25 protein-coding genes are annotated in these 24,427 nt (G+C 66.6%); 20 read left to right on the top strand and 5 right to left on the bottom strand.

The features are described from left to right. Window positions 1–51 precede the first annotated feature (51 nt). The 3 genes from qcrA to ctaE form a co-directional block, all read right to left on the bottom strand. Window positions 52–1,227 carry a cytochrome bc1 complex Rieske iron-sulfur subunit gene (gene qcrA, locus ON44_RS10595; protein ID WP_051181858.1) on the bottom strand — a complete coding sequence of 392 codons (1,176 nt, stop codon included), beginning with the start codon at window positions 1,225–1,227 and terminating at the stop codon, window positions 52–54. Window positions 1,228–1,330: 103 nt separating this feature from the next. Continuing rightward, a complete protein-coding gene (gene qcrC / locus ON44_RS10590; protein WP_040688566.1) occupies window positions 1,331–2,194 on the bottom strand; it encodes a cytochrome bc1 complex diheme cytochrome c subunit in 864 nt (287 codons plus the stop codon). A 61-nt stretch (window positions 2,195–2,255) separates the two neighbouring features. Next, complete coding sequence (ctaE, locus tag ON44_RS10585) at window positions 2,256–2,867, bottom strand: aa3-type cytochrome oxidase subunit III (protein WP_040688563.1); 612 nt, start codon at window positions 2,865–2,867, stop codon at window positions 2,256–2,258. A 351-nt stretch (window positions 2,868–3,218) separates the two neighbouring features. Between ctaE and ON44_RS10580 the strand changes: the two genes are divergently transcribed. The 3 genes from ON44_RS10580 (at window position 3,219) to ON44_RS10570 (ending at window position 5,234) form a co-directional block, all read left to right on the top strand. Further along, window positions 3,219–3,638: a membrane protein gene (locus tag ON44_RS10580; protein WP_040688560.1), complete on the top strand. Its 420-nt coding sequence runs from the start codon at window positions 3,219–3,221 to the stop codon at window positions 3,636–3,638. Window positions 3,639–3,708: 70 nt separating this feature from the next. Continuing rightward, a complete protein-coding gene (gene trpD / locus ON44_RS10575; RefSeq protein WP_051181864.1) occupies window positions 3,709–4,764 on the top strand; it encodes an anthranilate phosphoribosyltransferase in 1,056 nt (351 codons plus the stop codon). A 206-nt stretch (window positions 4,765–4,970) separates the two neighbouring features. Beyond that, window positions 4,971–5,234, top strand: coding sequence for a hypothetical protein (locus ON44_RS10570; RefSeq protein WP_051181856.1), 264 nt, complete (start codon window positions 4,971–4,973; stop codon window positions 5,232–5,234). A 7-nt stretch (window positions 5,235–5,241) separates the two neighbouring features. Here the strand turns inward: ON44_RS10570 and ON44_RS10565 are convergent, their stop codons facing one another. Then, window positions 5,242–5,517, bottom strand: a complete 276-nt coding sequence (locus ON44_RS10565) for an Lrp/AsnC family transcriptional regulator (RefSeq protein ID WP_040688558.1) — start codon at window positions 5,515–5,517, stop codon at window positions 5,242–5,244. 5 nt (window positions 5,518–5,522) lie between these two features. Next, the gene (locus ON44_RS10560; protein ID WP_040688556.1) at window positions 5,523–7,292 is read right to left on the bottom strand and encodes a DEDD exonuclease domain-containing protein; all 1,770 of its coding nucleotides are present in this window, start codon (window positions 7,290–7,292) and stop codon (window positions 5,523–5,525) included. A gap of 607 nt (window positions 7,293–7,899) precedes the next feature. Here ON44_RS10560 and ON44_RS10555 point away from each other — a divergent pair. From ON44_RS10555 to ON44_RS10475, 17 genes are all read left to right on the top strand, one after another. Further along, window positions 7,900–8,469 carry a C40 family peptidase gene (locus ON44_RS10555; protein ID WP_040688554.1) on the top strand — a complete coding sequence of 190 codons (570 nt, stop codon included), beginning with the start codon at window positions 7,900–7,902 and terminating at the stop codon, window positions 8,467–8,469. 279 nt (window positions 8,470–8,748) lie between these two features. Continuing rightward, window positions 8,749–9,774 carry an NlpC/P60 family protein gene (locus ON44_RS10550; RefSeq protein WP_051181855.1) on the top strand — a complete coding sequence of 342 codons (1,026 nt, stop codon included), beginning with the start codon at window positions 8,749–8,751 and terminating at the stop codon, window positions 9,772–9,774. Between the two features lie 6 nt (window positions 9,775–9,780). Further along, window positions 9,781–10,779: a hypothetical protein gene (locus tag ON44_RS10545; protein WP_040688551.1), complete on the top strand. Its 999-nt coding sequence runs from the start codon at window positions 9,781–9,783 to the stop codon at window positions 10,777–10,779. A 303-nt stretch (window positions 10,780–11,082) separates the two neighbouring features. Next, window positions 11,083–12,210 (top strand): glycosyltransferase family 4 protein, encoded by a 1,128-nt coding sequence (locus ON44_RS10540; protein WP_040688549.1) that lies wholly within the window; start codon window positions 11,083–11,085, stop codon window positions 12,208–12,210. Between the two features lie 117 nt (window positions 12,211–12,327). Further along, a complete protein-coding gene (locus ON44_RS10535; protein WP_040688547.1) occupies window positions 12,328–12,717 on the top strand; it encodes a hypothetical protein in 390 nt (129 codons plus the stop codon). Window positions 12,718–12,762: 45 nt separating this feature from the next. Continuing rightward, the gene (locus ON44_RS10530; RefSeq protein ID WP_040688545.1) at window positions 12,763–13,200 is read left to right on the top strand and encodes an SRPBCC family protein; all 438 of its coding nucleotides are present in this window, start codon (window positions 12,763–12,765) and stop codon (window positions 13,198–13,200) included. A gap of 2 nt (window positions 13,201–13,202) precedes the next feature. Further along, window positions 13,203–14,492 carry an ArsA family ATPase gene (locus ON44_RS10525; RefSeq protein WP_040688543.1) on the top strand — a complete coding sequence of 430 codons (1,290 nt, stop codon included), beginning with the start codon at window positions 13,203–13,205 and terminating at the stop codon, window positions 14,490–14,492. Between the two features lie 64 nt (window positions 14,493–14,556). Next, window positions 14,557–15,021: a hypothetical protein gene (locus tag ON44_RS51640; RefSeq protein ID WP_174415035.1), complete on the top strand. Its 465-nt coding sequence runs from the start codon at window positions 14,557–14,559 to the stop codon at window positions 15,019–15,021. Further along, entirely contained in the window at window positions 15,018–16,031 is a 1,014-nt protein-coding gene (locus ON44_RS10515) for an ROK family protein (RefSeq protein ID WP_040688542.1), read from the top strand. The genes ON44_RS51640 and ON44_RS10515 overlap by 4 nt, the downstream gene beginning before the upstream one ends. Window positions 16,032–16,165: 134 nt before the next feature. Next, entirely contained in the window at window positions 16,166–16,891 is a 726-nt protein-coding gene (locus ON44_RS10510) for a lysophospholipid acyltransferase family protein (protein ID WP_040688540.1), read from the top strand. Between the two features lie 87 nt (window positions 16,892–16,978). Continuing rightward, window positions 16,979–17,659 (top strand): phosphoribosylanthranilate isomerase, encoded by a 681-nt coding sequence (locus ON44_RS10505; RefSeq protein ID WP_083897778.1) that lies wholly within the window; start codon window positions 16,979–16,981, stop codon window positions 17,657–17,659. Between the two features lie 287 nt (window positions 17,660–17,946). Further along, a complete protein-coding gene (locus ON44_RS10500; RefSeq protein ID WP_157187102.1) occupies window positions 17,947–18,822 on the top strand; it encodes a hypothetical protein in 876 nt (291 codons plus the stop codon). A 164-nt stretch (window positions 18,823–18,986) separates the two neighbouring features. Further along, complete coding sequence (qcrB, locus tag ON44_RS10495; protein ID WP_040688538.1) at window positions 18,987–20,609, top strand: cytochrome bc1 complex cytochrome b subunit; 1,623 nt, start codon at window positions 18,987–18,989, stop codon at window positions 20,607–20,609. Continuing rightward, entirely contained in the window at window positions 20,606–20,833 is a 228-nt protein-coding gene (locus ON44_RS10490; protein WP_245567095.1) for a hypothetical protein, read from the top strand. The genes qcrB and ON44_RS10490 overlap by 4 nt, the downstream gene beginning before the upstream one ends. 128 nt (window positions 20,834–20,961) lie before the next feature. Further along, window positions 20,962–21,426 carry a nitroreductase/quinone reductase family protein gene (locus ON44_RS10485; protein ID WP_245567094.1) on the top strand — a complete coding sequence of 155 codons (465 nt, stop codon included), beginning with the start codon at window positions 20,962–20,964 and terminating at the stop codon, window positions 21,424–21,426. Window positions 21,427–21,499: 73 nt separating this feature from the next. After that, window positions 21,500–23,059: an alkaline phosphatase D family protein gene (locus ON44_RS10480; protein WP_040688601.1), complete on the top strand. Its 1,560-nt coding sequence runs from the start codon at window positions 21,500–21,502 to the stop codon at window positions 23,057–23,059. A gap of 52 nt (window positions 23,060–23,111) precedes the next feature. Next, window positions 23,112–24,389: an FAD-binding oxidoreductase gene (locus tag ON44_RS10475; RefSeq protein ID WP_040688534.1), complete on the top strand. Its 1,278-nt coding sequence runs from the start codon at window positions 23,112–23,114 to the stop codon at window positions 24,387–24,389. The last annotated feature ends 38 nt before the right edge of the window (window positions 24,390–24,427 follow it).

The raw sequence follows: 24,427 nt of genomic DNA, 5'->3' as shown, positions 1-24,427 counted from the left end.
GTTCCGGCATGTGCCCTGCACGCTGTGACATGATTCGCTCACTTCGTTCGCTCATGAACGACGCTCCCAGTAGGCCGGACCGAGCGGCTCGATGAAGTCGCCCGCGGCGACCAGGTAGCCCTCGGAATTGACGGTGATCGGCAGCTGCGGCAGTGCGCGAGCGGCGGGACCGAAGACCGGCTTACCCCATTCGGTCGCCAGGAACTGCGACTGGTGGCAGGGGCACAGGATCTTGTTGGTCTGCTGCTCGAACAGCGACGTCGGGCAACCGAGGTGGGTGCAGATCTTCGAGTAGGCGAAGTAGTCGCCGTAGTTGAAGCTCTCCTGCCCCTTGCGCTTGATGGCCTTCTGCGCGTCTTCGGTACGCAGCCGGATCAGCATGACGGCGTTGCGGATACCGCGCAGGGACTGCAGCGTCGCGTGCTCGTCACCGCGCCACTTCTCCTTCCACGGGAACACCGTCTCCATCGCGCCCGCGTCCAGATCCTCGGGACGCACCAGCATGACGTCCTCGGGGCGACCGGTGTCGCGACGGATGTAGATGGTCTCGCCCGGGAAGTCCGGGGTCCAGCCCGAGACCCACAGCGGCGACTTGTCGCCCTTGGCCCACGGGTTCTTGATCATGCCGCCGACGAAGACCAGCAGCGCACCGATACCGAGCACGCCGACACCGGCGCCCGCGGTCCGGGTGATCATCTTGCGGCGACCCAGTGTGGAGGTGTCCAGCGCGTCCTGCAGCTCGGCGACCAGGGTGCGGCGCTCGACCTCGGGCGAGGGCCCGTCGTGGCGCACCTGGATGGACAGCTCGGCCGGGATGAACTTCTTGCGGATCAGCACGACCGCGACGCCGATGACCAGCACGGCGATACCGAGGCTGAGGCCGACCAGCGGGGTGAACAGCGAGTAGGCGGTGTGGCCTTCCTCGTTCGAGCCCTTGAACTCCCAGGGCCAGAACAGGAAGACCCCGACCAGGACCGCGGCGGCGATACCGGAGACCGCGAACCAGAACGAGACCTGCCGCTCGGCCCGCTTCTCGGCACGGGTGCCCGGCACCGGGAACCGCTGGCGCCGGTAGGCGACGTCGACGCCGTCGCGCTCGGTACCGAGCTTGACCAGCTCGTCGCGCGACATCGCGTCGAGTTCTTCCTCGGTGGGCTCAGCCGGTGTGGTGTTCACCTGCTCGTTCGACGGCTCCGCGCCGTCGTGGCCCTCATCCGGCCGACCCATGTCAGTTGGCTCCTTGCTATCGCTCATGCCTGCGCCTCGCTAGCGCTCGGCTCCGTCATGACCGATGTATCGGCTGTGTTTGTTGTTCGCTCGCTGCGCCCGCTCATGAACGTGATCCGATCCACATCGCGGCGCCGACGACCAGCGTGATGCCGACCACCCACATGGCCAGACCCTCGGTCGCGGGACCGAACCCGCCGAGATCCCAGCCGCCGGGGCTCTTCTCTTCGGTGGCGTTCTTGACGTAGGCGACGATGTCGCGCTTCTCTTCCGGGCTCAGCTGCCGATCGGAGAACTTCGGCATGTTCTCGGGGCCGGTGAGCATCGCGGCGTAGATCTGCTGCTCACTAGCGGGCTCCAGCGGCGGCGCGTACTTACCGGAGGACAGCGCGCCGCCACGGCCGGTGAAGTTGTGGCAGGACGCGCAGTTCATCCGGAACAGCTCGGAACCGCGAGCGATGTCCGGTCCGCGCAGCGATTCCTGCGCGATCTCGCCGTTGGCGTCGCGCACCACGGAGGGGCCGCCTCCGTTGGCGGCGACGTACGCGCTGAGGGCGTCGGTCTGATGGGCATCGAACTTCGGCGGCTTGCGGGTGGCCTGAGCCTGGTTGGCGGCCAGCGGCATGCGACCCGAGGAGACCTGGAAGTAGACGGCCGCCTCGCCGACGCCGATCAGGCTCGGACCGCGGTCGGGCACGCCCTGCAGGTTGGCGCCGTGGCAGGTGATGCAGGAGGTCTCGTAGAGCTGCTTACCGTCGCGGATCAGCGCGGACTGGTCCTCGTGCGCGGTCGCGACCTGCGGGTCCGGCGTGATCGCGGTGGCGAGGAATCCGGCTCCGACGAGGCCCACCAACAGCGCAAGCCCACCCGCGATGCGACGCCGCATACGGCGTTGCTTGCGCGTCTTGCTTGCCTGGCCGTTCCCGGGGCTGGCGGGCTCTGGCGCTGACGGGGGAGATGAACTCATCTGTGTCCCTTTGGAGTAGACGGAACCGACTTGTGCAAAAGATTTGGGGTACTGGCCCGACTCAGCGGACGAAGTAGATCGTGGCGAACAGCCCGATCCAGACGATGTCGACGAAGTGCCAGTAGTACGAGACGACGATCGCGGCGGTGGCCTGTGCCGGGGTGAACTTACTCACCTTGGTGCGGACCAGCAGGAACACGAAGGCGATCAGACCGCCGATGACGTGCAGACCGTGGAAACCGGTGGTGATGTAGAACACCGAGCCGTAGGCACTGCTCGAGATCGAGGTGCCTTCCTTGACCAGGTTGGTGTACTCGTAGCCCTGACCGGCCACGAACAGCGCACCCATGATCAGGGTGACGACATACCAGCGGCGCAAGCCGAACACATCGCCCTTCTCCGCCGCGAACACACCCATCTGGCAGGTGAACGACGAGGCGACCAGCACGGTGGTGACCGGCACGGCAAGCTTCAGGTTCAGCTCGGTCGGTTCCGGCGGCCAGTTGCCGTGGGCCTGGGCGCGCGCGACGAAGTACATCGCGAAGAGCCCGGCAAAGAACATCAGCTCGCTGGACAGCCAGATGATGGTACCGACGCTCACCATGTTGGGCCGGTTCAGCGAATGCACACGCTGAGTAATGGCCGATCCTGGGGTCCCTACTGCGGTCGTCACGGGGGTAAGTATGACTCGTCGTAGTACGACACAACTACCCGGGTGCGAAACTTGTCCTCCCGTGTCGGAAAACGCACGGACAGACAGCGTTTGATGGCCGCGCACGGCACGGCGTGTCGGCGGCCCCCTGGTGTCTCGCGGCCGACCCTTTCGAGCGACCTGCAAGCAGTCGCTAGCGGCGCCGTCGAGACTCGCGACTGCGGCGCATGCGCTTCGACGACTCGGCCGCGAGACGGGCCGCCGACCGTCGCTCGTAAGACTCGCTCCGTTGTGGTGACGTAGGGGTGTGAATGTCGCGCGACCACAGGATGACAGCCCAGCATTAGGAAAAGCTGAGATCAGGAGGCGGATGTGACGCGTTGGTGGCAACGGCTGTTCGGTGGGAACGAACCCGAACCGCTGGATCCGACCCGTTCCGATCTAGTAGTCGTAGCGGAGTGCTTCGATGACTCCGAGGCGTGTTCGACGACACTCGCGCGCGCTTCGGCTCTCAAAGCCGACGAGCCCGCGCTGCTGCGCCATCATTTGCGTATTCCGCCGGATCGGGTCGACGAGGTGTGTGCGATCGCGGCCCAGGACGGTTACGCCGCGGCACCCCGCGCCGAAGGTCCACACGATCTGGAATCGCTGATCCTGCAACGGGTTCAACTGCTCGACGCACTGCATTGTTCGCAGGAGCGGGCCAGGATGGTCGGTCTCGCTCAGCGCCACGACGGCGTCACGGACGGCTGGGACGCGCTGCAACCGGGTTCCGCGACCGCGCAGCGGTAATAACGTCTCGACCACTACGCTCTATCGCGACAGACTGGTGCGCGAACCAGTGGTGACAGGAGAAGTGGACATGCGCAGCTGGCCCCAAGTACTCGGGACCCTTGCCGATGGTGGCGATCTGGCAGCGGACGACACGACCTGGGTGATCGACGAGATCTTCACCGACAATGCGACGCAGGCACAGATCGCCGCATTCGGTGTCGCGATGAAGATCAAGGGCCCGACTCCTACCGAGCTGTCCGGCATGGCCGCCGGCATGCTGGGCCACGCCCGCCTGGTGCACGTCGACGGCGACGCGGTGGACATTGTCGGAACCGGCGGTGACCGGTCCGGTTCGGTGAATATCTCGACGATGTCCTCGATCGTGGTGGCCTCGGCCGGTGTGCCCGTGGTCAAGCACGGCAATCGCGCGGCCTCCTCGAAGAGCGGTGGCGCCGATGTGCTGGAGGCATTGGGCGTGAAGCTGGCCCTCGGCCCCGAATCCGTCGCTCGCTGCGTGCGCGAGGTCGGCATCGGATTCTGCTTCGCGCCGCTGTTCCACCCCGCGTTGCGCTTCGCCGGTCCGGCCCGCAAGGAAATCGGCATCCCGACCGTTTTCAATGTGCTCGGCCCGCTCACCAACCCCGCGCAACCGCGCGCCGGGCTGGTCGGCTGCGCGTTCCCCGAACTACTGCCGGTAATCGCCGGGGTCTTCGCCGAGCGCGGCGCCAGCGCCATCGTGGTGCGCGGCAATGACGGCCTGGACGAGATCACCACCTCCGACACCACCCACGCCTGGGTGGTGTCGGGCGGAAAACTGCGGGAAACCACCATCGACCCGACCCGCATCGGCATCGCGCGCGTCGAGCTGGACGCATTGCGCGGCGGCGACGCCGAGGTCAACGCGGGTGTCGCGCGCAGTGTATTCGCGGGTACCGCGGGCCCGGTGCGCGATGCGGTACTGCTGAACTCCGCCGCCGCCATCGTCGCGTACGAGTTGTCCCAGGGGGTCGGCGATCCGGATGCCGATGTACACGACGCTCTCGCCGCGGGCATCGATCGCGCCGCCGAAGCCATCGACACCGGCCGATCCGTGGCCCTGCTCGACCGCTGGGCCAAGCTCACCAACACCCTCGGCGACAACTGACTGCCGCGGCGCGAATCGTGCGCCGCATGTCGGCAGACCTCTTGTGGCGGTACAGGTTACAGTGACGCGGCAATCCGGCGTCGCCCCGTTTCGCTCCGGTGTACGCCGCCCGGCTCGACTGCTGAGGAGCAAATGATGAAGCGGGGCGTTTACGCGGCACTGTGCATACCCACCCCGCCGGCTCCGCCGGCTGCCGTCCCCTAGGCGTGCTATCGGTCGCCGCGGCGGTCGCAGGCGGACCCGCCGCCGCGTACGCGGCACAGGGCAGCCTGGTCGTCAACGGCAGCGTCTACCGCGAACCGTCCGGCTGCCTGCAGATCGGTGGCGGCGCCGCCCCCTTGGCCATCGAGAACCACACCGACGCCACCGTCGCCGTCTTCTATATGGCCGCTTGCAAGGGCGAAGCCGGCGCCGTACTCCCCTCCGGCGCCTCCCGCACCTTCTCCGGGTCCTCCATCCTCGTTCGCTGAGTACGGCTCACTCGCCGAGGGAGAAGCCCGCTTCGACGTCGGCGCTGGAGTAGGACTTGAAGGCGATGTGGGTGGTGGTGCGGGCAACGCCGGGGGTCTTGTCGATCCGGCCGGTCACCACCTCGGCGATCTCCTCGTGGTCGCGCACCCGCACGATCGCGATCAGGTCGACATCGCCCGCGCAGGAGTAGACCTCGGTGACACCCACGGTGTCGGCGACCGCCTGTGCGGTCTCCGGAATGCGGGCGTTCTCGGCCTGGATCATCACGATCGCGGTAATCATGGCTGTCAGCCTAGGCGGTCACCGCCCTTGTACTCCGCGAGTTCGGTCTCCGGCCCGTGCAGTCGGGCCCGTGCGGCCGCATCGGCGAGATCCGCCCACCCGGCCCAGCGCCCGGCACTTCGGATCGAATCGCCGTACCCCTCACTCGTGCGCACGATCCGCACCCCCGGCCGCCCCAACCATCGCGTCACCAGACCGACCTCCTCCGGCGACGCACCGCGCAACGGCGGCACCGGATCCGGCAGTACGGTCTCCGATGCCGCGACGATGCGTTCGATCACCGGCATGGGCGGCACACCCCGCGCCGAGGTGCCGGCCCCCGCCAGCCGCCCATAGCGAATCACCGCGTACTCCCAACCGCCCGCTCCGTCCGGATGCGCCGCGATCAGTTCGGCGATCCGTGCCACCGCGGCGAGTCGTTGGGTGCGGTGCACTGCCCGCACCACCGCGACGGTCCGGTCGCGCAATCGGGCGGCGGCCTCGAAATGTTCGGCGTGCGAATGGGTTTCGATGCGGTCGAGCATGGCTCGCAACGCCGCGTCGGAGTGCCCCGCGAACAGCGCCCGGACGGCCGCGGCAGCGGGTTCGTATTCCTCCCTATATATAGGAGTGCCGCTGACGGCCGCCGGACATCCGCCGACCACCGCGGGCGGACAGTCGTGGCGACCGTCGCGCGGCAGTCGCGTGGTGCAGGTGCGCAGGCCGCTGTGCTCCGCAATGGTCAGCGCGATGTCGTTCGCGTCCATCCGAGAAGGGAAGGGCCCCAACGCATCCGCGGTCGGTGTGCGTGCGATCGCGAATCGGGGAAACGGTTCGTCGGTCAGCGTTATCCACCAACCGCGCTTCGGGAATTTCGAGCGCCGGTTATAGGGCGGGGTATGCGCGACGATCAGTCGCAGCTCGCGCACCCCGGCCTCCAGACCGTGCGCGCACACCACGTGGTCGACCCGGATGGCAAGGGAGACCATCTCTTTCATCCGGCCGCGGGTCTCGGATCCGGTGAAGTAATTGCGCACGCGTCGACGCAGGTTCACGGCCGTCCCTATATAGAGGACTTCGTCGGAGGGTCCACGGAAGAGATAGACGCCCGGACTCGACGGCAGATCGTTGGCGAGAACGCGCTTGGCGCGTTGGCGCGGTGTGACATTCGGCAGATAGTCGAGCAGTTCGGTCAGGCTGTGCACGCCCAGATTGCCGACCCGACCGATGAGGGCGTGCAGCACGTCCACTGTCGCCCTTGCGTCGTCTAGTGCACGGTGGTTCGGCTGGGTGCTCGCACCGAGCAGCGGCGCGAGCACCCCGAGCCGGACCGAGGGGGCCTCGTCGCGGGCGAGGACGCGCCGCGCCAGCTTTACCGTGCACACCACCGGCCCGCTCGGCCAGGGCGCATCCATGCGGGCCGCAGCCGCGCGCAGGAAGGCCATATCGAACCGGGCGTTGTGCGCGACCAGCACAGCACCCTTGGCGAATTCGAGAAAACCCGGCAGCACCGCCTCGATCCGGGGCGCCTCGTAGACCATCGCGGTGGTGATCCCGGTGATCTGCACGATCGCGGGCGGTATGGCCCGTCCCGGATTCACCAGGGTCGCGAACTCCCCCAGCACCTCACCGCCGCGCACCTTCACCGCACCGATCTCGGTGATGGCGTCGCCCTCGGGGCTGGTTCCCGTGGTCTCCAGGTCGACGACCACGAAGGTGGTGTCGTAGAGCGGCGTCTCGAGCTCGTCGAAGGCCAACTGCAGTGCGGCGGCCTGGCGCGGCGTCGGATCGGGCACGGCGTGCAGCGTAGGGCGTCGGTACGACAGGAACCGCCGGAAAAGCCACCTGGGATTTCAGCAGAGAAATGTCCGAATTACACGGCGAGGATTTCGCTCCAATTCCCACGAAATGATCTAGAACACCAAAAAGTGGCGCACATCACATTGCTCGGAAAATTGCATCAAACGGGCGGACACGCCCGGGCGCCAGGAGGCGGTGCCGTCGGCGCGCTGCCCGCGCCCCGGGCGCCGAGACCGATCGGTTCGACTCGCCCGGCCGAGCACGCGCCAAGATGCCGTCACTACCTGGGGAAATTCCGAGAAACCCCGCGTCTGAGACACACCGGCGCCGGACGCCTTCCAGCTCGGCCCACGATGCCGAGATCCCCGGAAAATCACCCGTTGTTATCGTTTCGTGATTGGTGTGACATAAGTCGCACATATTCGGTGCCAAATTTGTTGAGCAGCGCCATTTCGGATGCCTCCAGCTTTACAAAACACCGTGATGTGTTCGTAACCTTTTCGAGACCTCACGGAGTTCGGCGCACCACCCGACGGTGCTTCGACACGCAGTCCGCTGTACCACCGGGTGCGGCGTCGTGGGGCAGATTGGAAGTACCGCATCATGGCGACCAACACCGTCAAGCGACATGCCAAGCGTGCCGTCGCGGCCGGAGCCGTCGGAGCTGCCTCGCTCGGCGTCTTCCTGTTGCCCGCCGCGCCCGCCTCGGCCCAGCCGGTCACGATCCCCGGCATCGGCACCTTCGACGTGCCCAACGAGATCCCGATCCCGCAGGGCATCCCGGGCATCGAGGTGCCCAACGCCCCGCTGCCGTTCATGGCCCCCAAGAAGTCCGTCGGCGATATCGCGCTCGACGCCGCGATGAGCAAGGTCGGCTCGCCGTACGTCTACGGCGCCGCGGGCCCGAACGCCTTCGACTGCTCGGGTCTGGTCAAGTGGTCCTACCAGCAGGCCGGCCTGGAACTGCCGCGCACCAGCGGTGAGCAGCTGAACGCGGGCACCCCGGTCTCGCTCGACGACCTGCAGCCGGGCGATCTGGTCTCGTTCTACGGTGGCAGCCACTCCGGCCTGTACGCCGGTGACGGCAACGTCGTCCACGCCTCCACCTCCGGCACCCCGGTGAAGCTCGCGCCGATCTCCTCCATGCCGGTCGCCGGCGCGCGCCGCTTCTGAGCTATTTCGATCACCGCGCCCGGCCTTACGAGACGGCCGGGCGGCGGGATGGCATAGCGTAGCGATCGCTTGCGGGTCGCTCGAAAGGGCCAGTGATCATTTTGTGGCCCACTGGACACAGACCTACGCCGTTCCGTAACCTAATCGAGACCTTCCCGGCTTGCGGAGTTCGCCGCAGAAGTCCCGCAGCTTACGGAGGCGACAAGATCGCTTCACGAGAGAAACGGGGCCTGGCGCGCTGTGACAGCACAACACCGGAGACATCGCAGGAAACGTCTGGTGGGAGGGGCATTAGCGGCTGTAGTCCTGGCCGCCGCACTCTCCAGTGGCAGTCCAGCCGGAGCCGATCCGGCCGCCATGCCGACAACTGCCGGTGAGGCCGTACAGCGGATGATCGACCTGTCTCGCGAATCCGAGCAGCTCAATCAACAGGCACTGGGCGCGCAGGCCGATCTCGACACCAAACTCGCCGCCCTGCACGATGCCGACGCCAAACTCGACGCGGCCACGCAGACCGCCGATGCGGCCCGCGAGGAGGTCCGCAGGTTCCAGCCGATCATCGATCGCACCGTGATCGCCGCCTATCAGGGCGCGCGCACGAGCAGGCTCTCCGCTGTCCTGTTGAGCGATTCGCCGCAGCGTCTGCTGGACCAGATGTCCACCATCGACGTGATCTCGGCCAAGAACTCCGAGCAGCTCAATCTCTACAGGCAGGCGACCGCCGCCGCGACCGAGGCGGAAAAGGCCGCACGTGCCGCCGCCGACATCGCCCGCGCCGCCTCCGATAAGGCCGACCAGGTGCGCACCGACCTCGAACGCAAGCGGGCCGGTCTGTCCGGATCCATCGCGCAGGTGGTCGAGGCGTGGGGTCAGTTGTCCACCAAGGACAAATCGGCATTGGCCGGATCGCCGTTCCCACCCGGTTTCGATACCGACACCCTGCTGCGCGGGCTGGTTCCCGGCAGCGGCACCAGCGCATTGGCCGCCGGACTCACCCGCATCGGCGACCCGTATGTCTGGGGCGCGACCGGACCGCACCAGTTCGACTGCTCCGGTCTGGTGCAGTGGGCCTTCAAACAGGTCGGCAAGGATGTGCCGCGGACCAGTTCGCAGCAGGCCTCCTACGGCACCCCGGTGGATCAGAAGGATCTGCAACCCGGCGATGTCGTGTTCTTCTATTCCGATATCTCCCATGTCGGCATCTATGCGGGCAATGGATTGATGCTGCACGCCTCCACATTCGGGGTTCCGGTAGCCGTTGCGCCGATGGGGTCGACGCCCTATCACTCGGCTCGGCGATACTGATCAGCTATGAGTAGCTTTCGGCGGGCCCGCGCCTGGTTGTTCGCGCGGCGCCGCTTCCAGTTCGTCGCCACCGTCGTGATGGTGACCGTCCTGACGGGAACCTGCGGTGCACTGCTGATGGTGCCGAATTCGGTACTGCCGAAACTGCATGCGGCCCAGCCGACTTCGATCGGCAGCCTGCGCGCCGCCGATAACGATCCACGCCTGGGCGCGGTGCGGCGCACGCTCGAACCCTTCGGGCAGCTCGTCACGGAGCAGGTGCCGACCGGGAACGGCCAGGAGTCCCTGGTCGTCGGTCATCCGGCGCAGCGGGACGAAATCGATACGCTCGCGGGCGAACTCGCCGCCGCGACCACGGCCGTCACCGGTGTGTGGGGGCCGGGCTGGGCCCAGTCCGCGATGGTGGTGGTCGCATCGAATCCGTCGGAGTTCGCCGCGCTTGTGCGCTCGGGTGCGAGCCTGCCCGCCGATGTCGCCGCGGCCTCGGTCGCCGATCCGTTCGTGCCCGGCACCCAGCCGACCGGCCAGCGCGTGGTCTTCAGCTCCGATGCCGGACGCCGTCTCGACGCCGACGGTCTGCGCACCCTGCTGCGCCATGAACTCACCCATATCGCCACGCGGGCCCAAACCGTCGACGGCGCACCGCAGTGGATGCTCGAGGGTTTCGCCGAATTCGTGGCCCACCTCGGCGCCGGACATCATTTCGCCGATATCGCGCCGACGGTGGCCACCAGCATTCGCGCCGGAGATGTCCCACGCGATCTCCCGTCCGCCGCCGACTTCGCGGGCAGCGGTGCCGTCGCCGCCTATGAACAGGCGTGGTCGGTCTGCGCATTCGTCGCCGATAAGTTCGACCAGCCGCGCCTGGTCGAGCTGTACCGCCGCATCGCCGCGGGTAAACAGGACTCCGCCAGCGAGGATCGCATCATGCGCGATGTGCTCGGCACCAGCCGTGACCATCTGGTCGCCGATTGGCGCAGTTGGTTGTCTGCCCGCACCGCTTGATCTCGGACCGCTCCCGCCCTCCCAATCACCACGGAGCGAACCGTCTCGCGCCCGAGCCGGCCAAACGCATCGCCGCACACGCCGGACTCGACCATCCGACACACAACGGTGGCCGAACGATCCGCCATCAGCGACCACCACGGAGCGAGTCTTACGAGCGACCCGTTCGCGGCCCGTCTCACGTCCGCGCCGAAGGCGCGGCCATCGAACACAGCCGAGCCGTCGAAGCGCGTGCGCCGCAGGCGCGGCAATCAGACCGAGCCGCGCCGAAGGCGCGCAAATCCAACACAGTAGTTTGTTCGCATGGCCCGAACTCTGCTGGTTACCAATGATTTCCCGCCGCGGCCGGGCGGTATCCAGTCGTATCTGCAGGCGTTGGCCGGTGAGCTGCCGCCCGATGATCTGGTCGTTTACGCTCCGCGGTGGCGTGGCGACAGTCATCTGAAATTCGATGCGAAGCAGAAGTTCCAGGTGGTGCGCCACCCGACCACGCTGATGCTGCCGACCCCGCTGGTGTTGCGGCGGGCCGCGCGCCTGCTGCGCAGCGAGAACTGCGACACGGTGTGGTTCGGTGCGGCGGCGCCGCTGGCACTGCTGTCACCGATGCTGCGGCGCGCGGGCGCCACCCGGATTCTGGCGAGTACGCACGGTCACGAGGTCGGCTGGTCCATGCTGCCGGGTGCGCGGCAGGCGCTGCGCGCCATCGGTGAGCACACCGATGTCGTCACCTATGTCAGCAGATATACGCGCCGCCGATTCGCCTCGGCGTTCGGGCCGAATGCCGCACTCGAATATCTGCCGCCGGGGGTCGATACCGAGGTGTTCCGGCCGGATCCGGCCGCGCGCGCAGAATTGCGCGCGCGCTACGGGCTCGGCGATCGCCCGACCATCCTGTGCCTGTCCCGACTAGTTCCGCGCAAGGGCCAGGACGCGTTGATCATCGCGATGCTCGAGATCCGCGCGCGGATTCCCGGTGCGGTGTTGGTGGTCGCGGGCGGCGGACCGTACGAGGACAAGTTGCACGGGCTCGCGGCAGCCCTCGGCGTCAGCGATGACGTGGTCTTCACCGGCCGGGTCCCCTCCAGCGAACTCGCCGCCCACCACACCCTTGCCGATGTATTCGCCATGCCGAGCCGCACCCGCGGGGCCGGCCTCGATGTCGAAGGTCTGGGCATCGTGTACCTGGAGGCCTCGGCGTCCGGAGTGCCGGTGGTCGCCGGACGTTCGGGCGGTGCACCGGAAACCGTGCTGGAGGGCAAGTCCGGCCGCGTCGTCGACGGACGCAAGACCACCGAGATCGCCGACGCCATCGTCGAGATCCTGTCCGATCGCGATGCCGCCGCCGCGATGGGCGCTACGGGACGCGCGTGGGTCGAGGAACAGTGGCGCTGGGACAGTCTGGGCGCGCGACTGCGTCAGCTGCTGCAATAAAGGCGACGGCGGCTCACAGGTTGGGACTGTGATCTACTACGCTCGGGCTGTGAACGAGCGAACCATGTGCCAGCGCGCTCTGCGCACGGCGGAGCCGAGCGTCAGCGAGGCGCAGCCGTGAGCAGCATTCAGGTCGCTGATCAGACGTTTGTCGCCGCTCCCGGGGCCGCGGTCGCCGAGATCCTGGCCGGAGAGAACAACTGGCGCCGCTGGTGGCCGGATCTGACCCTCGGCGTCCGGGAAGACCGGGCCGACAAGGGTATTCGCTGGTCGGTCACCGGTGGGCTGACCGGAACCATGGAGGTATGGCTGGAGCCCGCGCTCGACGGGGTGATCCTGCACTACTTCCTGCACGCCGAACCGAAGGCGCCGACTCGGGATCTGGCCGCCGCCAATCGGGCGCGCCGAGTGGCGGGCAAGAATATGTCGTTCGAGATCAAAGCCAGGCTGGAGGCGGGCCGCGCGGCCGGTGTCGCACCGGCACACGCCGCACCGACCGCCCGCTGACGCACACGAGCACAGCACAGCAGCTGAAAGGAATCGTTGTCCGCCATGGCCGACAGGACCCAGAGGTCGATCATCATCGATGCACCGTCGCAGCGGGTGATGTCCGTCATTGCCGATCTGGAGTCCTACCCGGAGTGGGTCTCGGCGGCGAAAACCGTTGAGGTGCTGGAGAAGAGCGCCGACGGCCGGGCCCGGACCGCGCGCTTCGTGCTGGATGCCGGAGTCGTCAAGGACACCTATGTGCTGTCCTACACTTGGCGGCCCGACGATAAATCGGTCAGCTGGACGCTGATCAGCGGCGAACTGCAGAAGGCACAGGACGGCACCTATGAACTCGTCGACCAGCCCGACGGCACCACCGAGGTGACCTATGAGCTGACCGTCGACCTGAATATCCCGATGATCGGCATGTTCAAGCGCAAGGCCGAGAAGGTGATCACCGATACCGCGCTCAAGGAACTGAAGAAACGGGTCGAAGGCTGATCGTGCACAAGCCCGAGGCGGCCGGTACTCGGGTCGAACTATTCATCGGCAAAGGCGGCGTCGGCAAGACGACATTGGCCTGCGCTACCGCGATGGCCTATGCCAGGGCGGGGCAGCGGGTGCTGGTGGCCTCGCTGGATCAGGCGCATTCGCTCGGCGACGCGCTCGGCTTCCGATTTCCGCACGATCCCGGCACCGTGCCCGGGATCGCGAGCGTACTGTCGGGACTCGATGTGATCGAGGTCGATTCCCTTGCGCTGCTGGAGGATCGGTTCCGCGAGGTGGTGCGCGTGCTCGCCACCGGAACCGACCACGATCACGGCATCGACCTGGCCGCAATGGATCCGGCCGAGCTGACCGGACTGCCCGGCGTGCAGGAATTACTGATGCTGGTGGAGATCACCCAGTTCGCCGCCGAGGACGACTGGGATGTGATCGTCGTGGACTGCCCGCCCTCGGCGGATATGTTGCGCATCATCACCGCGCCGGAAACCCTGCTCGGATATGTGGAGCGGATGTGGCCGCCGCATGCGCGGGCGATGAGCATGGTCGGCACCGATCTGCGGCGCGCGGTGCTGGCCACCACGGTCGAGCGGATCGTCAAGGCGGTCACCGAAGTGCACGATCTGCTCGCCGATCACGGCCGAACCGGTGCGCGGCTGATCACCGTCGCCGAACAGGTCGCCATCGCCGAATCGGAGCGGGTGCGTTCGGCGGCGGCGCTGCTCGGTCTGCGGTTGGACGCGGTGGTGGTGAACAAGGTTCTGCCCGCCGTGCCTCCGCCGACCGCACTCGAGGTGGCCGCCCATCCAGCCGTGCAGTGGTATGTGAATCGACGCGCCGAACAATTGGATGTGGTGAACCGGCTGCAACGGGGTATGAACGGGACACGGGTGCTGATCGCTCAGCACACTGGGTCCGAGCCGGTCGGGCTCACGTCCCTGTCCGCGCTGTCGTATGCGATGGATTCGGGTGAGCGGTTGAATGCCGACTCGAAGCTGAGCGACAATCCGGCGGAGGTTCGCACAAGTTCCGGCGAGCCGGTGGTTCGATTGGAATCGGGCACCGGTCTGCATTCGGTGTACGCGTTGCGGATGCATCTGCCCGTCGTCGATCCGGCGACGCTGCGACTGGGACGAGTGGAGGACGATTTGATCGTGGGAGCGGACGGGGTCCGACGCCGGGTGCGCCTGGCGCCGGTATTGCGACGGTGCACGGTCGACGGCGCCGAACTCGACAACGGCTATCTGATCGTGCGCTTCCACCCGGACCCGGAAGCGTGGCCGGTATGAGCGAGCGAATCATGTCACAGCGTGCATCGCGCATGCCGGAGCCGAGCGCTGGCGAGGCGCAGGCATGAGTGATTCGAACGACTGGCCCGGCGCGGCCGACCCCGATGACGGCCTCGGCGAATTCGCCGCGGAATTGAAGCTGCTGGCCGAGGCGGTGCTCGAACGGGTCGAACCCGTGCTGCGGCGCGCCGCCGACGGACAGCCGGACTGGTCGAGTTGCAGTTGGTGCCCGGTCTGCGCGGCCGCGGCGCTGATGCGCGGTGAGCATCACGATGTGCTCGCTTTGGTGGCCGATCACGGGACCGCGATCGTCACGGTGCTGCGCGAAGCGCTCGCCGGAGTGCCGGTCGAACCGGTGATGCCCGAAGATGGTGTCCCGCACGATCATTCGTTCGCCCCCGACCAGCACGACGACCCACCGGGCCCGGAACCCACACCCGCCGACGCGGATACCCGCTCACGGCAGTCGAACTCGTCCGGGCGCAAGCGATCCCGCTATGTCGGCATCCCCGTGACGATCAAGGCATGACGGCGCGAGTAGCAGATGCGCGCCCGCTGACCGTCGGAATCGACGTCGGCGGCACCAATATTCGCGCATCGGTGGTCGACGGCGACGGCGAGGTGCTCGACACCGTGGTCGCGCCGACACCGCATTCGGCGCGCGCCCTGGAGAACGCGCTGGACCGTACGGTCCGCGAGCTGTGCCGCAGACATCCGATCGGCGCGGTCGGCCTTGCCGTGGCCGGATTCATCAACGCCGATCGCTCTACGGTGCGTTTCGCACCGCACCTACCCTGGCAGGACACCCCGGTCGCACAGCGGCTCACCGAACGCCTCGAACTGCCGGTGATCCTCGAACACGACGCCAATGCCGCCATGTGGGCCGAGTACCGCTTCGGCGCGGCGGCGGGCGGACACAATTCGGTACTCGTCGCGATCGGCACCGGCATCGGCGCGGCACTGCTCATCGACGGCGAACTGTATCGGGGCACGCACGGCGTCGCACCGGAGCTGGGGCATCTGCAGGTGGTGCCGCAGGGCCGGTCCTGTCCGTGCGGTAAGCGCGGGTGCTGGGAAAGGTATTGCAGCGGAACGGCTCTGGTCGATACCGCGATCGAGATGCTGGCCACCGATCCGGTGCATTCGACGGTGCTGGCGCGCGAGGTGCTGCGCGATCCCGGTTCGCTGACCGGACGCCGGGTGGCCGGGGCCGCCCAGGACGGCGATCCGTTGGCGGTGGCGGTCATGGCCGATTTCGCCCGCTGGCTCGGGCTCGGACTGGCATTCGTCAGCGATATCTTCGATCCCGGGCTGATCGTGATCGCCGGTGGCGTAAGCAGTTCGGCGCCGCAGTTCCTGGACGAGGCGCGCGAGGAATACGCGCGGGCGATCACCGGTGCCGGGCATCGGCCGCTCGCCCGGATCCGGACCACACAGCTCGGTGAGGCGGCGGGAATGATCGGCGCGGCGGAGCTCGCCAGGGCCACCCTCGCCGAGACCGGCCGTGGCCGTTCCTGGGCAGCTCGTTCCACCCACTGAGCGGTCGGTTATCAGTACTCGAGAACATGTGGTGAGATACGCCGCTCGGCTTGGATGTGATCTATACCCAGCGGTAAAGTCGGCAACTGACGGTTGTACGCGTAAACGATCCCGGCCGCGGGGGTTAGGACGCCATGCTCTACTGGATGCTGAAGTACCTGTTCCCGGGACCGTTCATGCACCTCTACAACCGTCCGACGGTCGAAGGCGTGGAGCATATCCCCGCCGACGGACCGGCCATCCTGGCCGGGAACCACCTTTCCTTCTCGGACTGGTTGTTCGCTCCCCTGATGAGCCCGCGTCGGATCAGCTATCTCGCCAAGGCCGAGTACTTCACCGCCCCCGGCTTCAAGGGTCGGCTGCAGAAGTTCTTCTTCAGCGCCACCGGGCAGTACCCGATCGACCGCAGCGGCGCCTCCGCGGCCGAGGACGCGCTCACTGCCGCACGCAAACTGCTCGACAAGGGTCACCTCGTCGGCCTCTACCCGGAGGGCACCCGCTCCCCCGACGGTCGCCTGTACAAGGGCAAGACCGGCTTGGCCCGCCTCGCGCTCGAGACCGGCGTCCCCGTCATCCCGGTCGCCGTCATCGGCACCTTCGAGGTCAGCCCGCCCGGCCCGTTCCGCTGGCGCCGCCACAAGGTGACCGTCAAATTCGGTGCCCCCATCGACTTCTCCCGCTACGAAGGCATGGGCGGCAACCGATTCGTCGAGCGTGCCGTCACCGATGAGGTCATGTACGAACTCATGCAGCTCGGCGGCCAGGAATACGTCGACGTCTACGCCGCCAGCCTGAAGAAGGGCGTCCCCAGCGGTTCCGCCCCCGAAGCCACCCGCATCCCGGAGACGGCAGCCAGCTAGCCCCTTCCACCTCCACGAGCCCGGTGCCCGACGCACCGGGCTCGTTCGGTTTCGGCGGCTCCACAGCCCGGCGCATATCGTTGAGTCGTGACGGTGCGCGCAAAGATTTGCGGGATCAGGTCCGAAGACGATCTGCGGATCGCGCTGGCCGCCGGTGCCGACGCCATCGGATTGATCTCCGGGATCACCCATTTCAGCGAAGATGCCCTCGATGCCGAGCGCGCGGCGGCGCTGTCGCGCCTGGCTCCGCCGTTCGTCACCCGTGTCCTGGTCACCCATCTCGAGGACGCGGCCGCGATCGTGGACCTGGCCGACCGAGTCGGGGTGGATGCGATCCAGGTTCACGGGCTCGTCACCATCGACACCGTTCGTGAAGTCCACAAGACCGCCGGTGGCCGGAAGGTCATCAAGGCGGTGCACGTCACGGGACCGGAGGCCGTCGATACCGCGCGTCAGGCCGCCGCGGATTGCGATGCGGTACTGCTCGATTCACGCACCGCGGACCGCTTGGGCGGCACCGGCCGCACCCACGACTGGTCGGTTGGTGCGACCGTCGTGACAGCGCTGCACGAACTGGGCTGCCCGGTGATCCTCGCCGGTGGTCTCGGTCCGGACAATATCGCCGACGCCATCGCACGGGTGCGTCCGTTCGCGGTAGACGTCAATAGCGGAGTCGAAACTGCCACCGGGGATAAAGATCCCGACGCATGTGCGGCGTTCGCGGCAGCGGCGCACGGGGCAGTCGTACCTCGCGTCGCACGGTCATGAGCCACCCTGGTCCGGCGAGCAGCGTCGCCGCGGTGACATGGCTACCCGCAATCACAGTGTCGACAATGGCCTCGTTGCGGCCGATGATCCCAGCGGTCGTGGCATCCGATCGCCGCAACGCCCGCCACTAACCGCGTGCCTGTGGCGTCTCGCGGATAGGCGATCTCGGCAACACCCGGGTGTGGGTCTCACCGGGGAGGCACAATCACGGGGTACGTGTTCCGAGTGCGGTAACTGCGGGCGTGTGGTGAAAGCTGGTGCACCGCAAGACGAGCGAGGGAGTCACGGTGTCGGAGGTAGCGCCGGATCTGTTGTTGTCTCTCGCCGTGGCGGCGGCGCATCAGTTGGGGTATTCGTGCCGGGTTGCGGCGGCCGATGACGTGATGTTGTCCGGGCCCGCGGGGGATGTGATGGTCGGGTTGACGAATTTGCGGCGGATGGCCGCGGATGAGCCGCCGGATCAGTGGCCGGCATTGGTGGCGGACTATCTGAGCACCGGGCTGGTCGATCTGGAGGTCGACAGCGATCCGCTCGATACCGACGACTTCGCGATGATGCAGGGGCTCATACGGACTCGGCTCTACTCCGGGCACGGCGGTGCGCCGGATGTGGTGCGTCGCCAGGTCGCGCCCGGGCTGATCCAGCGGGTACTGATCGATCAGGTGCACACCATGGCTCCGGTCACCTATCCGATGCTGCGGCAGTGGCCGATCGACGAATACGACCTGTTCGCCCTCGCCGAGCAGAACACCCGCAGCGACGGTCCATTGGATGTGCTCACTCACCAGATCGATACGCCGAGCGCCGACGGCGTCGAAATCACGATGCTGTGCGGCATCTCCGACTACATCACCGCGCACGCGTGCTGGCTCGACGTGTATCCGGTGGTCGGACCGGCGGGGGCGGTATTCGTGGTGCCGTCGCAGCGCCATATCTACGCGCACCCGGTGGCGAATCTCGAGGTGGTCCAGGCCACCACGGTGCTGGCCCAGGTCGCGGTGCTCGATTACACGCAGCGCCCGTGGCCCGTCAGTCAGGATGTCTATTGGTGGCACGGTGGCACCATCGAGCTGGCCGCCGCCACGCAGCACACCGGTGAATCGCTCTGCATCTATCCGACGGACGACTTCCTCGCCGCATTGAACGAACTCCCCGAGCCCTGACGAGATCTACGTCACACGGTAGTACCTCTCGCATCCAGGCCGTCACGTTTCGGACCGCTCGACCGTCTTATGCGTAGCCGGCTGTCGATCGAGAAGGAGATGACAATGCCTGTGCTGTTCATTCGCTACGAGGTGGCACCACTCGGCTCGGACGGGAGCCCGCGATGAGCTCGAAGGCGGCGCAGCATGCCGACGCCGCGGACGAGCGGTACCGCGCCGCGGCCTTCGTGAAACGTTCGATCAACAAGGTCTTCCCGACGCACTGGGCCTTCCTGCTCGGCGAGATCGCCTTGTACAGCTTCATCATTCTGCTGATCTCGGGCATCTACCTGACGCTGTACTTCGATCCGTCGATGACGGAAGTGGTCTACGACGGTGCGTACCAACCGCTGCGCGGCGTGCACATGTCGGCGGCTTATGCCAGCTCCCTGGACATTTCGTTCGAGGTGCGCGGCGGTCTGTTCGTCCGGCAGGTACACCATTGGGCCGCACTGATGTTCCTGGCCGCGATCATCGTGCACTGCCTGCGGATCTTCTTCACCGGCGCGTTCCGCAAACCGCGCGAAGCGAATTGGGTGATCGGCTCGACCCTGTTGGTCCTGGCCATGTTCGAGGGTTACTTCGGCTACAGCCTGCCCGACGATCTGCTGTCGGGCACCGGCCTGCGTTCACCGCTCGGCGGGATCACGATGAGCATCCCGATCGTCGGAACCTGGATCCACTTCGCCCTTTTCGGCGGCGAATTTCCGGGTGAGGTGCTGATTCCGCGCCTGTTCATCACACATGTGCTGCTGTTCCCCGGCATCATGCTCGCGCTGATCGCCGCGCATATCGCGCTGGTCTGGTATCAGAAGCACACGCAATTCCCGGGACCGGGGCGCACCGAGCACAATGTCATCGGTGCGCGCATCGTGCCGGTCTTCGCCGCGGACCAGGGCGCGTTCTTCATGTTCACCCTCGCGACGGTGTCGATCATGGGCGGGGTATTCCAGATCAATCCGATCTGGGAACTCGGCCCCTACAACCCGGCGCAGGTGTCAGCGGGTTCACAACCGGACTTCTACATGATGTGGACCGACGGCCTGGCCCGGCTCATGCCGCCGTGGGAGATATACCTCGGCAACTACACCATCCCGGCGGCATTCTGGGTTGCCCTGGTGATGGGCCTGGTGCTCGTGATCCTGCCCGCCTACCCGTGGATCGAGAAGCGGCTCACCAAGGATTACGCGGCCCACAATCTGTTGCAGCGGCCGCGAGATGTGCCGGTGCGCAGCGGAATCGGCGCGATGGCGATCACCTTCTATCTGGTGCTGACGCTCAGCTGTGTCAATGACATCATCGCGTTGAAGTTCGACATCTCGCTCAATGCCACCACCTGGATGGGCCGCATCGGCCTGTTGATCGCACCGCCGATCGCGTACTTCATCACCTATAGGTTCTGCATCGGTCTGCAGCGCAGCGACCGGGCGGTGCTGGAGCACGGCATCGAGACGGGCATAATCAAGCGACTGCCGCACGGTGAGTACGTCGAGGTGCACCAGGCGCTCGGACCGGTCGACGAGCACGGCCATCCGGTGCCGCTGGTCTACCAGGGCGCGGCGATCCCGAAGAAGATGAACAAACTCGGTTCGGCGGGCAAACCGGGCACCGGCAGCTTCCTGCGACCCGATCCCGTGGCGGAATCCGAGCGATACTTCGAGATCGAGCACGCCGAGGAACGCAAACAGCTCGCCGTGCTGCAGCAGTACCAGGACCGAATCACCGACGGCGAAAGGCACACCCCATGATGTGGCTCACGCGCTCGCATGAGCCGGCTACCGAGGACTACGGCCTGCTCGTCGCGGCCGCGACGGTGGCCGCCGAAGCCACCGCCCGCACGGTCCGCGACCTGTTGCGCGACAACGGGATCCGCGCCACCATCGGCCCGGCTCAGCCCGCCCGACACCGGGTACTGGTCTTCCCGGAAGACGCCGTCCGCGCATTCGAAATCCTCTGCGACAACACCATCTGAGGGTTCGCACCAGAAGGCCCCGAACCATCCGGGTTCGGGGTCTTCGGTCATCTGGCGTCCGGCCACGAAATGATCACCGAAGTGGAATGCTGTCAGGCAGACAGTTCCGAGCGGTATGGGAGCGAATCATGAGTTTTCAGAAGATTCCACCGGGGACCCGGGGATCCCGACCGCCGTCACCCAATCCGGTGTTCCGTTTCCTCATCCGGGCGATGGAGCGATATCACCGATTCCGCCACGACCGATTCATGGGGATGGACCTGGTCTATCTGACCACCGTCGGCGCTAAGAGCGGTCAGGAACGTCGGGTGACGGTGAGCCGGTTTGCGGCCGATGACGGCGGCTGGCTGATCGTCGCCTCCATGGGCGGCGCGATCCAACATCCGGGCTGGTATCACAATATCGCCGCGCATCCGGATCAGGTGTGGGCCGAGGTGGGCGGTACGAAGTACCACGTCACGGCCGAGCAGCTGGACGAGGAACGGCGTGCGCAGGCATGGAAGCAGATCACCGCTGTGCAACCGCGCTATCTCGGCTACCAGAAGAAGACCGACCGGCTCATCCCGATCATCGAACTCCGACCGCGCAGCTGATACCGGGCGCCTGTTGGCCGAGCCGACGATGGGAGTTCACATGGTGTTGGACTCCCTGCGCCAAGGTGGGCCAATGACTGGTTCGGACTTCGGCATCTCCCGGCGCACGCTGCTGCGCACCTCCGCCCTCGGTCTCGTCGCTGTCCCCGCACTCGCCGGCTGCTCGAACGACGGGCCCACACTGGTCCGTCCGCGCCCGAAACTCACCCACGGCGTCGCGGTGGGCGATCCGCGCACCGACGGCGCGCTGATCTGGGCGCGTTCCGATCAGCCCGCGAAGCTGATCGTGGAGACCGCGGCCACCGAATCCTTCACCGATGCCAAACGATTCACCGGTCCGATGCTGACCCCGGCCTCCGACGGCACCGGACGCGTGCGCGTCAACGGTCTGCCCGCCGGCCAGCAGGTGCATTACCGGGTCACCCTCGAAGGCGAGGACGGCGCCGCCTCCGAACCGATTACCGGTGTGTTCCGCACCGTGCCCACCGGCGCGTCCGATATCAAGCTGCAGTGGTCCGGTGATGTGGCCGGCCAGGGCTACGGCATCAACCCCGAACTCGGCGGTATGAGGATCTTCTCCGCCATGGCCGCGCGCGACCCGCACCTGTTCATCCACTCCGGCGATTCGATCTACGCCGACGGCCCGCTGCAGGAATCGGTGACGCTGCCCGACGGCCGGATCTGGCGCAATACCGTCTCCGAGGCGAAAAGCGCTGTCGCGCAGACCCTGGACCAGTTCCGCGGCAACTATGCCTACAACCTGTCCGACCAGAACTACCGCCGCTTCAATACCTCGGTCGCCCAGGTGGTCCAGTGGGACGACCACGAAACCGTCAACAACTGGTATCACGGCGGCCTGGTCGCCGAGACCAAGGGCTACAGCGAGCGCAGCATGGACGCCCTCGCGACGCGCTCCTGGCAGGCCTTCCACGAGTGGATGCCATTGGAGCCCAAGGAGGCGGTCGACAGCCGCCTCTACCGCAAGATCTCTTACGGCCCGCTGCTGGACATCTTCGTCCTGGATATGCGGACCTATAAGGACACCAACGACATCGACAACGGACCCAGCGGTCGCATTTTCGGTCCGGAGCAGACGAAGTGGCTCATCGAGGGTCTGCGCGATTCCAAGGCCACCTGGAAAATTGTCGCCAACGACCTACCGCTCGGCCTTGTCGTCAAGGACGGTGAACAAAAAGTCACGGCATACGAGGGCCCCGCCAATGGCGACAACGGCGCCCCGTCCGGCCGGGAAACCGAAATCGCTCGAGTACTCTCGGCGATCAAGGCGAACAAGGTGGGCGGCGTGGTCTGGCTGACCGCGGACGTGCACTACACCGCGGCCCACCACTATTCGCCCGAGCGCGCCGCCTTCACCGACTTCGACGAGTTCTGGGAGTTCGTGTCCGGACCGCTGAACGCCGGTGCGTTCGGCCCGAATCCGCTCGACGGCACCTTCGGTCCGGAGGCGGTCTTCGTGCACGCGCCTGCCGTTCAGAACGCCTCACCGCTGGACAGCTTCCAACATTTCGGTGAGGTGCTGATCGATGGCAAGTCAAGGGAACTGACGGTCAACCTGTGCGATGCGACCGGATCCGTCCTGTTCAGCCAGCGGCTGGCGCCGCCGGTCCGGTAACCGTAGAGATCGAACGAGCATCGGAGGCCGCGCTGTGGTTAGCTTTCGGTCCATGAGCACGCCGCACACTGTCGCCGCCGAAGAATATCTACCTCGTGACACCGCGGATGTCGTTCGTACGGTGCGGAATTCACGCGGTCGCGCGGAAAACCTCACGGTGCGTGGCGGCGAACCGATCGACGATGGTCTGTCGTTACCCGATCCGCGCGCGGTGGTCTCGCTGCGAAAGATGAATGCGGTGCTCGATATCAACCTCGGCAGACGCACCGTGCGCGTGCAGGCGGGCGCCAAACTCTCCGATATCGATCGGCGCCTCGGCGCACACGGCCTCGGTCTGCCGATCGTCGGCGACCACCGCGATATCACCGCGGGCGGTTTCGCCTCCGTCGGCGGTGTCAGCACGGCATCGCACAAGTACGGCATGTTCATCGATCAGATCGTGGACCTGGAGTACGTCGATCCGGACGGACGCATCGGCACCTGCGGTCGCAACCACCACACCGAGCGCTTCCACCGGATCCTCGGCGCGGGCGGACGCGCGGGCATCATCACCGCGCTCACCCTCGATGCGGTCGATATCGACAAGGATCACACCTGGCTCACCACCGACGCCGACCGCTTCCTGGACTTCGACTCCTTCGTCGAACACGCATACGCCGAAATCGCCCGGCCCGGCAATGTCGCACTGCAGGTCGGTCGTTGGGTCGATACCGCGCCGCTGAAGGTTTCGCGCCCGGTCGGCACCGGCCATGTGCAGTTGGGGACCGTGCGGTTCGGTCAGTGGTCGAGCCTCTACCCCACCACGCCCACCCGCTCACTGCGGGCGCGCCGTGAGGTCGGCACCAAGACGAGGAAGTCGTTGGGCGTCATCGCCTCTGCCGCGGGCGGCCGCGCGGGTGCGCCGGTGCGCAATGCCGCGGCGGGCGCGCTCATGTTCGCCCCGAAAGTGCTGACACTGCGCGATGCGGAATATCTGGCCGACACGGTCATCAGCTCCTCCGAACGCGGACCCGCTTACCGTGTCGCGATTTTCGCGCCGCTGTCGACCTATGCCTCGGTTTTCTACAGACTGCACGATTTGTTTGCTGGACACCGGGAGCGGACCGGATGCTTCACCGTCATCTCCGCGATGACCTACGGCGTGCGCTCGAAGTACCTGCGTGAGGAGGCGCAAGCGCGCGGACTCGCGGTCGAGGACCACGGACTGATCACCTTCACCTGCCGTTTGCGGCCCTCGGCGCTGCCCTCAGAACTGTTGCGCGACATCGTTACCGGAATCGATGAGATCTGCGCATCCGAACACGCCCTGCGGTACGACTCCACGGATTAGACTATGTCGCGCCGCATATAGTCGCCAGCAAATAGCTT

Source organism: Nocardia vinacea NBRC 16497, assembly GCF_000308835.1.
Classification (GTDB): domain Bacteria; phylum Actinomycetota; class Actinomycetes; order Mycobacteriales; family Mycobacteriaceae; genus Nocardia; species Nocardia vinacea.
The sequence above is the reverse complement of the archived record's forward strand: the minus strand, read 5'-3'. Positions and strand labels throughout refer to the sequence as shown.

Excerpts from the sequence above, each read along its gene's own strand:
- qcrA (WP_051181858.1), bottom strand. The coding sequence starts at position 1,227 with ATGGGTCGGCCGGATGAGGGCCACGACGGCGCGGAGCCGTCGAACGAG.
- qcrC (WP_040688566.1), bottom strand. The coding sequence starts at position 2,194 with ATGAGTTCATCTCCCCCGTCAGCGCCAGAGCCCGCCAGCCCCGGGAAC.
- trpD (WP_051181864.1), top strand. The coding sequence starts at position 3,709 with ATGCGCAGCTGGCCCCAAGTACTCGGGACCCTTGCCGATGGTGGCGAT.
- ON44_RS10565 (WP_040688558.1), bottom strand. The coding sequence starts at position 5,517 with ATGATTACCGCGATCGTGATGATCCAGGCCGAGAACGCCCGCATTCCG.
- ON44_RS10555 (WP_040688554.1), top strand. The coding sequence starts at position 7,900 with ATGGCGACCAACACCGTCAAGCGACATGCCAAGCGTGCCGTCGCGGCC.
- ON44_RS10545 (WP_040688551.1), top strand. The coding sequence starts at position 9,781 with ATGAGTAGCTTTCGGCGGGCCCGCGCCTGGTTGTTCGCGCGGCGCCGC.
- ON44_RS10540 (WP_040688549.1), top strand. The coding sequence starts at position 11,083 with ATGGCCCGAACTCTGCTGGTTACCAATGATTTCCCGCCGCGGCCGGGC.
- ON44_RS10530 (WP_040688545.1), top strand. The coding sequence starts at position 12,763 with ATGGCCGACAGGACCCAGAGGTCGATCATCATCGATGCACCGTCGCAG.
- ON44_RS51640 (WP_174415035.1), top strand. The coding sequence starts at position 14,557 with ATGAGTGATTCGAACGACTGGCCCGGCGCGGCCGACCCCGATGACGGC.
- ON44_RS10515 (WP_040688542.1), top strand. The coding sequence starts at position 15,018 with ATGACGGCGCGAGTAGCAGATGCGCGCCCGCTGACCGTCGGAATCGAC.
- ON44_RS10510 (WP_040688540.1), top strand. The coding sequence starts at position 16,166 with ATGCTCTACTGGATGCTGAAGTACCTGTTCCCGGGACCGTTCATGCAC.
- qcrB (WP_040688538.1), top strand. The coding sequence starts at position 18,987 with ATGAGCTCGAAGGCGGCGCAGCATGCCGACGCCGCGGACGAGCGGTAC.
- ON44_RS10490 (WP_245567095.1), top strand. The coding sequence starts at position 20,606 with ATGATGTGGCTCACGCGCTCGCATGAGCCGGCTACCGAGGACTACGGC.
- ON44_RS10485 (WP_245567094.1), top strand. The coding sequence starts at position 20,962 with ATGAGTTTTCAGAAGATTCCACCGGGGACCCGGGGATCCCGACCGCCG.
- ON44_RS10480 (WP_040688601.1), top strand. The coding sequence starts at position 21,500 with ATGACTGGTTCGGACTTCGGCATCTCCCGGCGCACGCTGCTGCGCACC.
- ON44_RS10475 (WP_040688534.1), top strand. The coding sequence starts at position 23,112 with ATGAGCACGCCGCACACTGTCGCCGCCGAAGAATATCTACCTCGTGAC.